The following is a 13,349-nucleotide window of genomic DNA, read 5'->3' on the forward strand; positions in this document are numbered from 1 at the left end:
GATGCTTATGTTCAAGGCGTTCTTTTTTTTAACGCCCTCACTTCTTCAGCCTATATAAACCGGACTTACAAATCCTCTTTCTTACCGGAGAAAGCAAGCAATTTCAAATCGAAGATAAGATTGGAATACGCCGGAATAAGGGTGCTTTTATCCGTACTTCCGTAAGCATACTTCCAAGGGATGTAGATTTCCCAGCGATCGCCTACTTTCATCCGCTGAACCGTTTCGGTCCAACCCGTGATCACCTCGTTCACCCCGAACACGGTGGGAGAAGTATCGCCCGTTCCCGCATCACCTTCGCCTTCGACGGGATTCTCACCTTTGAAGTTGCCGTCGAAAATCTCTCCCAGAATGTTCGTACCTTTATAATACACTTTTACGTAATCGGTATATTTAGGAGACTCCGTATTTCCGGCAGGCGCACTCTCTTTCACCTTATAGTAGATATAAGAGCCCGGAGCGGAAGTCAACTCGAAACGCGACAGTCCGCCATGTCCGGGTTTCGTATCATAGACATTCGCCAAAGAATCGAGAAACGCATCGTTCCTTTTCCGCCAATCGGCATACCTGTCTTCTTCCTTGGTTTCGCTGCAAGAAGCGAACGCCAGAGCCATCAACAAGATGGAGAATAAATAGATTTTCTTGCTCATTCGTCAAAGTTTTTATTGGATGGTTTTCAGTAATGAAGTAATGCTCACCCGGTCTGCAATAATATTGTTCAGCTCGGAGATGAGCACACGCTCTTGCTGCATGGTGTCGCGGTTGCGCAACGTCACGCAGTTGTCTTCGAGCGTCTGATGGTCCACAGTCACACAGTAAGGAGTACCGATGGCATCCTGACGGCGGTAACGCTTTCCGATGCTGTCTTTCTCGTCATACTGACAATTGAAGTGGAACTTCAGGTCGTTGATAATCTCACGCGCTTTTTCGGGCAGCCCGTCTTTCTTCACCAACGGCATCACAGCCAGTTTGACTGGAGCCAGAGCGGCGGGAAGCCTCAATACGACACGGCTTTCACCGTTTTCCAATTGTTCTTCGCAATAGGCGGCGCTCATGATGCTTAGGAACATGCGGTCTACGCCGATGGAAGTCTCGATGACATACGGCGTGTACGATTCGTTCAGCTCGGGGTCGAAGTACTTGATGCTCTTTCCACAATACTTCTCGTGCTGAGACAGGTCGAAGTCCGTACGCGAGTGAATACCCTCCACTTCCTTAAAGCCGAACGGCATCAGGAACTCGATGTCGGTAGCCGCATTGGCATAGTGGGCAAGCTTGTCGTGGTCGTGGTAGCGGTAATGGTCGTCGCCGAAGCCAAGCGCTTTATGCCATTTCAGGCGGATCTCTTTCCATTGCTTGAACCATTCGAGCTCGGTTCCCGGTTTTACGAAGAACTGCATCTCCATCTGTTCGAACTCACGCATGCGGAAGATGAACTGACGGGCAACAATCTCGTTGCGGAATGCCTTACCTATCTGGGCAATGCCGAAGGGAACTTTCATGCGTCCGGTCTTCTGCACGTTCAGATAGTTGACGAAGATGCCTTGTGCCGTTTCGGGACGGAGATACACCTTCATGGCTCCCTCAGACGTAGACCCCATCTCGGTAGAGAACATCAGGTTGAACTGACGTACCTCCGTCCAGTTCTTCGTTCCCGAAACAGGACAAACGATTTCTTCGTCGATGATGATCTGGCGGAGCTCTTCAAGATTACCGTCGTTCAACGCCCGGGCAAAGCGTTCGTGCAACGCGTCGCGTTTCGCCTGATGCTCCAGCACGCGTCCGTTGGTAGAGCGGAACTGCGCTTCGTCGAAATCGTCTCCGAACCTCTTGGCGGCTTTCGCCACTTCCTTGTTTATTTTATCGTCGTATTTCGCCAATTGGTCTTCAATCAACACATCGGCACGATAACGTTTCTTGGAGTCTTTGTTGTCTATCAAAGGGTCGTTGAAAGCATCCACGTGGCCGGAAGCCTTCCAGATAGTAGGGTGCATGAAGATGGCGGAGTCGATGCCGACAATGTTTTCATGCAGCAACACCATGCTGTCCCACCAGTATTTTTTAATGTTGTTTTTCAATTCAACGCCCATCTGACCGTAGTCGTACACAGCGCCTAATCCGTCGTATATATCGCTCGAAGGAAACACGAAACCATACTCCTTGCAATGCGATACCAGTTTCTTAAAAACGTCTTCTTGTGCCATTTTTTATCTGTATCTAATAAATTGATTTTCTTTCATTTCAAAAAAGTGCCACAAAGATAGGTATTTATCCCGTAAATCAGACAGGCGGGGGTATTAATTTATCTTATACCCGCCTTTGAACCGTACTCATCAGGCATATCCGGTAAAGGTGCCACACGGACGAAGTAAATCGCTTTCATTGGTTCGCTGCACCGATCAGGCATATCCGGCAAAGACGCAACCGCCAGCTTCTTTACCCTAAGCATAATCGGGGGCTACAAACGACTTCAACGGCATAAACAATGTAAAAATCCCGAACAGTTTCCAAGTTTTTTTCATCGTAATCTCTTTTATTTTTGTATTTTTGCCTGAAATACATAAGAAACACACTATAAGCAAGCTTTATGAGTGACGAGATAAACGATATAACCGAAGGACATTCAGACTATAAACCGGCAGATAACCGGAATGAAAGCATCAGACACCAACTGACGGGCATGTACCAGAACTGGTTTTTGGACTATGCGTCATACGTTATTCTGGAGCGCGCCGTTCCCCATATCAACGACGGGCTGAAGCCCGTACAACGCCGCATCCTGCATTCGATGAAGCGGTTGGACGACGGACGCTACAACAAGGTGGCGAACATCGTAGGGCATACGATGCAGTTTCACCCGCACGGCGACGCTTCCATCGGCGATGCACTGGTACAGTTGGGACAGAAAGACTTGCTGATAGACTGCCAGGGGAACTGGGGAAATATCCTGACGGGCGACGGGGCAGCCGCTCCGCGTTATATCGAAGCACGCCTTTCGAAGTTCGCGCTCGACGTAGTGTTCAATCCCAAAACCACGGAGTGGAAACTGTCTTACGACGGACGAAACAAAGAGCCGGTCACGCTTCCGGTAAAATTCCCGTTGTTGTTGGCGCAAGGGGTGGAAGGCATTGCCGTAGGACTATCTTCGAAAATCCTTCCCCATAACTTCAACGAGCTTTGCGACGCTTCCATCAACTATCTCAAAGGAGAATCTTTCAAACTCTATCCTGACTTTCAGACGGGAGGGTCGATAGACGTATCCAAGTACAACGACGGAGAACGGGGAGGCAGCGTGAAAGTACGGGCAAAAATCAATAAGATAGACAATAAAACACTTGCCATTACCGAAATCCCTTACGGAAAAACGACTTCTTCCGTCATCGACTCTATCCTGAAAGCGGTGGACAAAGGGAAAATCAAGATAAAGAAGGTAGACGATAACACGTCCGCCAACGTAGAGATACTGGTGCATCTGGCCCCGGGCACTTCGTCGGACAAGACCATCGACGCGCTATATGCCTTTACCGATTGCGAAGTGAGCATTTCGCCCAACTGCTGCGTAATCAACGAGCGGAAGCCGCACTTCCTTACCGTAAGCTCGGTGCTGAAGAAATCGGCGGACAATACGCTCGGTCTTCTGCGTCAGGAACTGGAGATACGCAGAGAAGAGATACTGGAAGGACTCCATTTCGCTTCGCTCGAAAAAATCTTTATCGAAGAACGCATTTATAAAGACAGGCAGTTCGAACAAGCGAAGAGCATGGACGCCGCCTGCGAACATATCGACGAGCGCCTGACTCCGTTCTATCCGCAGTTTATCCGCGAAGTGACCAAAGAGGATATTCTCAAGCTGATGGAAATCAAGATGGGACGTATCCTGAAGTTCAATTCGGACAAGGCGGACGAACTCATCGCGCGGATGAAGGAAGAGGTAGCGGAGATCGACAATCATTTGGCGCATATCGTAGACTATACGATCGAGTGGTATGAAATGTTGAAAAACAAGTACGGCAAGGCTTTCCCGCGCCGCACGGAGTTGCGCAACTTCGACACAATCGAAGCCGCCAAAGTGGTGGAAGCGAACGAGAAGCTGTATATCAACCGCGAGGAAGGATTCATAGGAACTTCGCTCAAGAAAGACGAATTTGTAGCCAACTGCTCGGACATAGACGATGTAATCATCTTCTTCAGGGATGGAAAGTATATCGTGACTCCGGTGGCCGACAAGAAGTTTGTGGGGAAAAACGTCATCTATATCAACGTATTCAAGAAAAACGACAAGCGAACCATCTATAACGCCACTTATCGCGACGGGAAGGAAGGAACCACCTACATCAAACGGTTTGCGGTGACATCGGTGGTACGCGACCGCGAATACGATGTCACGCAAGGAACGCCCGACTCCCGTATTACATATTTCAGCGCCAACCCGAACGGAGAAGCGGAAATCATCAAAGTAACCCTGAAACCGAACCCTCGTGTACGGCGGATTATCTTTGAACGTGACTTCAGCGAAATATCCATCAAGGGCCGTCAGGCGCGAGGCGTGATTCTCACTCGTCTGCCGGTGCACAAGATCACTCTCAAGCAACGCGGAGGCTCTACTCTCGGCGGACGAAAAGTGTGGTTCGACAGGGATGTGCTTCGCCTCAACTACGACGGACGGGGAGAATATCTGGGAGAATTCCAGAGCGACGATACCATACTGGTGGTGCTAAACAACGGGGAGTTCTACACAAGCAACTTCGACCTGAGCAACCATTACGAAGACAATGTAAGCATCGTAGAGAAGTTCGACGCCAACAAGGTGTGGACCGCTGCCCTGTATGATGCCGACCAGCAAAACTATCCGTATCTGAAACGCTTCTGCTTCGAAAGCTCCAACCGAAAGCAGAATTATCTGGGCGAAAACAAAAGCAACCGCCTCATCCTGCTGACCGACGAATACTATCCGCGCCTGGAAGTGGTATTCGGAGGGCACGACAACTTCCGCGAACCTATGGAGGTGGATGCCGACGAGTTTATTGCGGTAAAAGGATTTAAGGCGAAAGGCAAACGACTGACGACCTATACGATAGATACCATCAATGAGCTGGAACCTACTCGCTTCCCGGAACCTCCGAAAGAGGAAGAAAAGCAGGATGATGAGGAGCCGGAAAATCTGGATCCGGATTGCGATAAAAGCGAAGGAGACATCATAGACGAGATTACGGGTCAGATGAAACTGTTTTAAAACGGCCGGCACCGGAATCATAAACATAGTCACGGTCTTTTTATATAGCAAAAATAAACAAAGACGAACGAAGATGATAAAACTGAAAACTTGTTTTGCCGCAATCATACTGTCAGTGATTCCCCTTTCGGCCTCTTGGGGAGGAAACAACACGCGTGCGGAACGTGTCGACCGCAAGGCATCAGACAGCCTGCGGGCTCACCGCTACATGATACGCTCCACCATGTACGGCGCGGGATATACCAATGTGTTCGACACTTACCTTTCGCCACAGGAATACAAAGGAGTCGAGTTTCGCATCTCGCGCGAAAGCATGCGGATGACAAGGCTGTTCGACGGGAACATCTCGGCCCAGAACTTCTTTCAGGCCAATATCGGATATACTCACAACCGGGCGGACAACAACAATACTTTCTCTGCGCTGGTCAACTGGAACTACGGGCTGCATTACCAGTTCCGCCTCACAGAGAATTTCAAATTATTGGCGGGCGGTCTGTTCGACGCCAACGGAGGATTTGTCTATAATCTGCGGAACACGAACAATCCGGCATCGGCACGGGCATACGCCAACCTCGACGCTTCGGGAATGGCTATCTGGCATCTGAAGATTAAACGCTACCCCATCGTTCTTCGCTATCAAGCCAATTTCCCACTCATCGGACTTATGTTCTCACCGCGTTACGGGCAGTCTTACTACGAGATATTTTCCGTAGAGAATACTTCCGGAGTGGTGCAGTTCACCTCCCTGCACAATCAGCCCTCCCTCAGGCAGATGTTGTCGGCAGACTTTCCCGTAGGCAAAGCCAGAATGCGTGTCAGCTATCTGGCGGACTTACAGCAATCGAACGTCAACCGGATCAAGACACACACCTACTCTCATATATTTATGATAGGCTTTGTGAAAAACATATATCGCGTTTCGAACAAAGAGGAATCGGCTTTGCCGCCATCGGTCAGGGCATATTGAGCCGGAAGAAACAAAAACAACTTAACAAGACAGAAAAGAGGTATATCATGAAACAGGCAATCATACGAAACATCTGCGACAGGCATCCGGAAGCTACGCCGACACAACGCATCACAAAAAACAAAGTCGTTGCTCTCAGATGCCACAAGCAGCCGGACGTTGTTATAGCACGCTTCGGCGCAAAGAGCAAAATGCTTCGGCGTCAAACCAATGGCCATCCGGGCATCGGGCCCGGATGGCGGTTTGCGAAGAACAAAATCATTCAGATACTCTGCATTATCTGTTGCTTCATCCTGCCGACCGGTTGCATCGGAGAAGACAAGTATGCGGACGACCCTATGGGCAACTTCGAACAGCTATGGAAAATAATCGACGAACATTATTGCTTTCTCGACGAGAAAGAAATCGACTGGGATGCCGTGCATACCCAATATAAGAAGATGATTATACCTCAGATGACGCATGAAGACTTATTCACTAAACTCAGCGAAATGCTCGCCGTACTGAAAGACGGGCATGTCAACCTCAGCTCGTCGAGCCGCACATCTTTCTACGACGCTCACTATCAAGACTATCCCTGGAATTTTCGGGAGGACATTCTTTATCGGCACTATCTGGGAAAAGCCAGTAGCGACTACCGGACGGCTGCGGGACTGAAATACAAGATTTTCGACAATAACATCGGATATATCCGCTACGGGAGCTTCAACTCCGGAGTCGGCAACGGAAATCTGGACGAAGCACTTTCTTATCTATCCGTCTGCAACGGACTCATTATCGATGTTCGCGATAATGGCGGCGGTGAACTTACCAACTCCACCCGTATTGCAGCACGGTTCACCAATGAGAAAGTGCTGACCGGATATATTCGCCACAAAACCGGACCGGGGCATAGTGACTTCTCCGAACCCAAGCCCATTTATCTGGAACCTTCGAGCAGCATACGGTGGCAAAAGAAAGTCGTGTTGTTGACAAACAGAAGATGTTATAGCGCCACCAACGACTTCGTGAATGCAATGCGAAGCATAGAGAGCGGAAAGATCATACAGTTAGGCGACCGGACCGGTGGCGGATCGGGACTCCCTTTCAGTTCCGAACTGCCTAACGGATGGAGCATCCGTTTCTCCGCGTGCCCTCACTACGATAAGAACATGCAGTCGATTGAAGACGGGATTGCTCCGCACATTACCGTCCACATGCTCCCCGAAGATGAACTGAAAAATAAAGACACGCTGATTGAGGAGGCTTTCAAGGTGTTGAGTCAGTAGACGGCCCATCGTCAGGGCCGCTGCAAGCCCTGCAAGGTAATAAATCAGATGTAATGGCACGATATCGGTATGCAACGAAACCTGCAAGGTAATAAAATTATTGGTGTCCGATAAAACTTTTCGAAAGCATAAAAAGGTTTGTTTAAGCCCGTAAATCGGCTCCTCTGGAGTCTTTTTCGTTTTAGTAAGCCCCCCTTTTCTTTCACGAAGTCGGCTTGCCGACAACCCTTTTGCATCATCCTGCCCGGCAGCCCTTCATCAAGGGAAATACTCAACTTTATCCTTGTTTTATTTGCCGGGTTAGAAATTATATCTATCTTTGCACCGCTAAACGAAAGCGACACATGCGGATGTGGCGTAATTGGTAGCCGCGCCAGACTTAGGATCTGGTGTCGAGAGACGTGTAGGTTCGAGTCCTATCATCCGCACAAACATTTTTGGAATACAAAATTAACGCAGATTCACGCAAAGCTATCATTTTATATGTTGCGCGAATCTGCGTTAATCGCATGCTGACAACACCTCAAATTACAACTGCCGAACGTCTCTCAATTACCCCGTACACGCAGAACGTCATCTCTGCTGCATCCCACATATTCCTTTATACACAAAGCAACCGCTCCCGGAAGCATCGTTCATATACCGGGCGGAACAGCGTTCTACCCGTCATACGCCATCAGTCTTTTAAAAACATCGACTACGTTCCGGTGTTTTTCACAGGAGCGGCATAAATGGAGGCAGTGGACAAACTACGGGATATTTTCTTAGTCAGAACGTATCGCTGTTGAGCAAGAAAGTGCTTTCGGAATGGGGCATACGGGATATTTTCTTAGTCAGAACGTATCCTTTAAAAGAGAAGTTTCATAAGCTTGGAATAGCGCTTCCGGAACATCGTTTTCCGGAAAAGAAATTATGCCGATAACAGAAAACGACACAACATTTCAGACTCTGTGATTGCGCAAGCCTTGAACACATTATCTCATATAACAGAAAACGACACAACATTTCAGACTCCGGACTTGTTGTAGTTATAAAACCTCTGCAAAAACCGATTACATACAACCCAACCGACATGCCTTATGAAAAACTTAAAATCAATCTTATTTTTCGGGCTGCTTCTGTCAGCCTCAGTACCATGTAAAGCACAAACCGGTGCGAAAGCAGCAACCGACTCCGTTCGCTTTACGGAATACCTGCCTGTCAATCACGCAGATGCAACAAAATGGATCACCCGCTATCAGGCGGATATCGACCGGTATCAGTCGGAAAACCTCAAGTTGCAGGATGTCTCCTGCGACGTATTATTCATCGGAAGCTCTTCGATCAATATGTGGGACAATATTTATCAGGACATGCACCCGCTGAAAATCATCCGCCGTTCGTACGGAGGGGCCGCCATACGCGATATGATTTACAATTACAACACAATCGCCCGCAGCTATCGCCCCAAAAGCATCGTATTATATGTGGAGAACGACCTCGCCGGATCGGGAGAAGACATCACTGTGGGAGAAACATTCGATTTCTTCCGGATTTTCATCAACCGGCTGAAGAGAGACTACCCCGGTGTTCCGGTATTCATACTTTCTTTCAAGCCGTCGCCCGCGCGCATACAAATGCTTCCCAAGCAAAGAACAATGAATTTTTTGCTCGAAGAGTATGCGGAGAAAGAGGCTCAGGTGTTCTATGTAGACGTGGCTTCTTGCATGTACAATCGGGAAGGGGAAATACGGACAGATATTTTCAGGGACGATAATCTGCATCTGAACCAAACCGGATACGATCTTTGGACCGCAATCTTAAAGCCCCGATTGCTGAAAGCAACGAATTAAAGGACCAACCTATATTACGGTAAAACAGACTTAAAGAGGACAAAAACAATATTCAAAAAGCTTCGGCAATGGAATGTCTTCACCCGCCGGAGTAGCAAAATTGCGGAGAGAAGCAATACCAAAAAGCTTCTACCGGAAACCGGGCACGGCAGAAGTTTTACCGGAAGCCTATTCGTCTCTCCATTCACCAACACATTCTCACGCTCGACAGGGAAGTGGATCGTGAGAGGGCGACTTTCAACCTCTCCATTCGCCGGCAGACTCGTCGTTAACCCCTGACAGGTAGCGCGTGTAGATGGCTCCATTCACCGGCAGATTCCCACGCCTCCGCAAATGCGATCAATCCCTATGCGGCGAGAAAACTCGTACGCACAAGAAAGCTTTTCTGGGGCCATAACTCATTTCGAAACATCTATTTTTAGCACAAATTGACAAACCGAGTTAAGCAAAAATAACACTAAAAAAGGAATATCAGGCATTTTTGCCAAAAAACAAACACCGATTATACTATTTTAATAATTTTCATACAAAAAAAGAAAAAAATAAATATATATTGCAATCGTTTTATTTTTTGCAAAACAGCCCAAGCAAGCATACCTTAAATAGAGGGCAGCTGAAGGCATGTCTGCAATGACTCTCAATTCAAAAGCGACAAAGGCAAAAACAACATATTTGTTTCACTTCTTTATAAAAAAGTTTATGAGAAAAAAGATCATGCTGTTAACGGCCTGCCTGCTTTGGGGAATAGGCTGGATTGTAGCCCAGACTCATACAGTCACGGGCAATGTCGTTTCTGAAGAGGATGAACAACCTATTATCGGTGCTTCCGTATTAATAAAAGGAACGAAGATTGGTGGTATCACGGATATTGACGGAAACTTCAAATTGACTAACGTTCCCCAGACTGCCAAAATTCTTCAAGTATCTTATGTAGGTATGAAAACGCAGGAAGTCGCCATCAAACCCAATCTGAAAATCAGGTTGAAGAGCGACAGCGAAATGCTCGAAGAGGTTGTAGTCACGGGTATGGTGGCCACAGACAAGCGCCTTTTCACAGGCGCCACAGACAAGCTCTCTGCCGATCAAATCAAAGTAGACGGCATGGCAGACATCAGCCGGGGGCTTGAAGGTCGTTCCGCCGGCGTATCCATACAAAACATATCCGGAACATTCGGTACAGCTCCGAAAATCCGTGTGCGGGGAGCTACCTCTATCTATGGAAACTCCAAGCCTTTATGGGTAGTAGACGGCGTAATTCAAGACAATATTGTCGATGTGGGTGCAGATGCGCTCTCATCGGGCGACGCCATTACCCTGATCAGCTCCGCCATAGCCGGGCTTAACCCGGACGACATCGAGAGTTTCCAGATATTGAAAGACGGCTCGGCTACGTCCATATACGGAGCTAAAGCCATGGCAGGCGTAATCGTAATTACTACTAAAAAAGGAAAGCAAGGAACAAGCAGCTTCTCTTATACCGGCGAATTCACTACCCGCCTCAAGCCAACTTACAATACTTTCAACATAATGAACTCTCAAGATCAGATGAGTATTTATGATGAAATGCAGAAAAAGGGCTGGCTCAATTTCGCTACAATTTATCGTGCTCCCAACAGCGGAGTATATGGAAAGATGTACCAGTTGACCCACCATTACGACCCCTTAACCGGACAATTCGGTTTGGAGAATACACAGGAGGCAAGAGACCGCTATCTGCAAAATGCCGAAAAAAGAAATACCGACTGGTTCGATTTGCTTTTTAGCAACAGCATCATGATGAATCACTCGGTCAGCATGTCTACCGGTAACGATAAGTCATCATCATACATTTCCCTAAGCGCCATGAACGATCCGGGGTGGATGAAGCAAAGCAGCGTACAACGCTATACGGCAAATTTGAACAGTACATACAACATTACCAAACAATTTGCATTTACTGCCATTGCCAATGCCTCGTACCGTAAACAAAAGGCTCCGGGCACAATCGGGCAAAGCAATGATGCTGTAACCGGACAGGTTTCCCGCTCCTTTGACATCAACCCTTATTCATATGCGCTCAACACTTCACGCACACTTCACCCCTATACTTATTACATGCGTAACTTTGCAGACTTCAATATATTCAACGAGTTGGAAAACAACAACATGAGTCTGAACATCGCCGATCTGAAGTTTCAGGGAGAATTAAAGTGGAAGCATCGTACCGGGTTGCAGATCAGCTTCCTGGGAGCCCTGAAGTACTCAACGGTAACACAGAGCCACCAGATAAAAGATAATTCGAATCAGGCATTGGCATACAGAGCAATGGGCGACGCCACAATCATCAACAGAAACCAATGGCTATACAAAGATCCCGACAAGCCGAATACGCTGCCCAATACCATTCTGCCCAAAGGGGGATTCTACGACAAAAGCGAGTATCGCATGTTGAGCTATGACTTCCGGTTGGCTGCAACTTTCAACAAAGAGTTTAACGAAACCCACATTGTCAACTCCTATGCAGGTATGGAGTTGAATTCTCAAGACAGAACCAGAGACTGGTTTGACGGATGGGGCATGCAATACAACAACGGCGAACTTCCTTTCTTCGACTATCTGGCATTCAAACGCATGCGCGAACAAAACAGCAACTATTTCGGTCTGTGGAATACCACGAACCGCCAGCTGGCATTTTTCGCCACAGGCACCTATTCTTACAAAGGCAAATATACAGCGACGGGCACTATACGCTACGAAGGAACAAACCGTTTAGGAAAATCCCGAAGCGCGCGCTGGCTGCCCACATGGAATATAGCCACCGCATGGAATATCCATGAAGAATCATTTTTCAAAGAATGGGAACCCACCGTATCGCATCTTACACTGAAAGCATCCTACAGCCTTACGGCGGATGCAGGCCCCACGTGGGTTACCAACTCGCGCGTAGTCATTAACAGCTACAACCCATGGCGCCCATCAGCCAGTGTGGCGGAATCCGGTTTGCGAATCGACGATTTGGAAAATTCAGAGCTTACTTACGAAAAGAAACACGAGTTGAATATCGGTATAGATATGGGCTTACTTGACAACCGCATCAATTTAGCCGCCGACTGGTATCGCCGCAACAACTTCGATCTTATCGGATGGGCAACCACGCAAGGCGCCGGAGGGCAGGTAAACCGCATGGGCAACGTTGCCACAATGCGCTCACACGGTTTTGAAATCACGCTCTCTACCAAGAACATTAAAACACCGACTTTCCAATGGAGCACGGACTTCATATTCGGGCATAGCAAAACCAAGGTGACCGACCTGAAAACACGCTCGTTCATGTTCTCCCTTGTTTCCGGAAACGGATTCACACAAGAAGGATACCCGCACCGGGGATTATTCTCCATTCCCTTTGCCGGACTGGATAAATCGGGATTTCCCACATTCTATATCTCAGACAAAAAAGGAGAAAAGATTCTTGTCAACTCTTCGAATTATGGAAGCATTGATTTTCAGGAGAGAGAAAATCTGAGCTTCTTAAAATACGAAGGGCCTACCGACCCAACAATAACCGGAAGCTTGGGCAATATTTTCACCTACAAAAACTGGAAGTTGAATGTGTTCGTAACTTATTCGGCAGGAAATAAAGTTCGCTTAGACCCCGTATTCAAAAGCGGATACAACGACCTTGACGCTACCCCCAAAGAGTTTAAGAACCGTTGGGTCGTAAAGGGAAATGAGGAAATCACAGATATACCGGTCATCGCCTCTATCCGCGATGCACAGAGAATTCCCAATCTCTACCTGGCGTACAACGCTTACAACTATTCAAGCGCCCGTATTGCCGATGGTGGATTTGTCCGCATGAAAGAAGTCTCCTTAACCTATACGTTGCCAAAAAACCTGCTGAAAACCAAAATGTTGAAGTCGGCTTCCATTAAGGTACAAGGCACTAACCTGTTCCTTATCTATTCGGACAAGAAGCTCAACGGACAAGATCCGGAGTTCTTCCGCTCAGGCGGTGTTTCCGCTCCCGTTCCGAAGCAATTTACCGCAACACTGCGCTTAGGATTTTAAAT

The 13,349-nt window shown here is 47.8% G+C and carries 7 protein-coding genes and 1 tRNA gene; 6 read left to right on the top strand and 2 right to left on the bottom strand.

Translation table 11 applies throughout. The features are described from left to right. Positions 1-65: 65 nt before the first annotated feature. Both GGR07_RS07890 and GGR07_RS07895 read right to left on the bottom strand, forming a co-directional pair. On the bottom strand, positions 66-650 hold the full coding sequence (locus GGR07_RS07890) for an FKBP-type peptidyl-prolyl cis-trans isomerase (protein WP_021644667.1): 585 nt from the start codon (positions 648-650) through the stop codon (positions 66-68). Between the two features lie 12 nt (positions 651-662). Continuing rightward, the gene (locus GGR07_RS07895) at positions 663-2,204 is read right to left on the bottom strand and encodes a glycine--tRNA ligase (protein WP_021644668.1); all 1,542 of its coding nucleotides are present in this window, start codon (positions 2,202-2,204) and stop codon (positions 663-665) included. A gap of 383 nt (positions 2,205-2,587) precedes the next feature. Here GGR07_RS07895 and GGR07_RS07900 point away from each other — a divergent pair, with 383 nt between their 5' ends. The 6 genes from GGR07_RS07900 (at position 2,588) to GGR07_RS07925 (ending at position 13,347) form a co-directional block, all read left to right on the top strand. Beyond that, positions 2,588-5,233 carry a DNA gyrase/topoisomerase IV subunit A gene (locus GGR07_RS07900; RefSeq protein WP_034543491.1) on the top strand — a complete coding sequence of 882 codons (2,646 nt, stop codon included), beginning with the start codon at positions 2,588-2,590 and terminating at the stop codon, positions 5,231-5,233. Positions 5,234-5,309: 76 nt separating this feature from the next. Then, positions 5,310-6,200 carry a DUF3316 domain-containing protein gene (locus GGR07_RS07905; protein WP_034543503.1) on the top strand — a complete coding sequence of 297 codons (891 nt, stop codon included), beginning with the start codon at positions 5,310-5,312 and terminating at the stop codon, positions 6,198-6,200. A gap of 191 nt (positions 6,201-6,391) precedes the next feature. Beyond that, complete coding sequence (locus tag GGR07_RS07910) at positions 6,392-7,468, top strand: S41 family peptidase (RefSeq protein ID WP_081724042.1); 1,077 nt, start codon at positions 6,392-6,394, stop codon at positions 7,466-7,468. Positions 7,469-7,814: 346 nt separating this feature from the next. Further along, positions 7,815-7,896, top strand: a tRNA-Leu gene (locus tag GGR07_RS07915). Between the two features lie 651 nt (positions 7,897-8,547). Further along, positions 8,548-9,300 (top strand): GDSL-type esterase/lipase family protein, encoded by a 753-nt coding sequence (locus tag GGR07_RS07920; RefSeq protein ID WP_021644677.1) that lies wholly within the window; start codon positions 8,548-8,550, stop codon positions 9,298-9,300. A gap of 699 nt (positions 9,301-9,999) precedes the next feature. Next, on the top strand, positions 10,000-13,347 hold the full coding sequence (locus GGR07_RS07925; RefSeq protein WP_122056740.1) for a SusC/RagA family TonB-linked outer membrane protein: 3,348 nt from the start codon (positions 10,000-10,002) through the stop codon (positions 13,345-13,347). Positions 13,348-13,349: the final 2 nt, after the last annotated feature.

The sequence above is a fragment of the Bacteroides pyogenes genome (assembly GCF_014196225.1).
GTDB lineage: Bacteria > Bacteroidota > Bacteroidia > Bacteroidales > Bacteroidaceae > Bacteroides > Bacteroides pyogenes_A.

What these genes read in the sequence shown, in the direction of transcription:
- GGR07_RS07910 (WP_081724042.1), top strand. Translation starts at nt 6,392, where the DNA reads ATGCTTCGGCGTCAAACCAATGGCCATCCGGGCATCGGGCCCGGATGG.
- GGR07_RS07895 (WP_021644668.1), bottom strand. Translation starts at nt 2,204, where the DNA reads ATGGCACAAGAAGACGTTTTTAAGAAACTGGTATCGCATTGCAAGGAG.
- GGR07_RS07900 (WP_034543491.1), top strand. Translation starts at nt 2,588, where the DNA reads ATGAGTGACGAGATAAACGATATAACCGAAGGACATTCAGACTATAAA.
- GGR07_RS07920 (WP_021644677.1), top strand. Translation starts at nt 8,548, where the DNA reads ATGAAAAACTTAAAATCAATCTTATTTTTCGGGCTGCTTCTGTCAGCC.
- GGR07_RS07890 (WP_021644667.1), bottom strand. Translation starts at nt 650, where the DNA reads ATGAGCAAGAAAATCTATTTATTCTCCATCTTGTTGATGGCTCTGGCG.
- GGR07_RS07925 (WP_122056740.1), top strand. Translation starts at nt 10,000, where the DNA reads ATGAGAAAAAAGATCATGCTGTTAACGGCCTGCCTGCTTTGGGGAATA.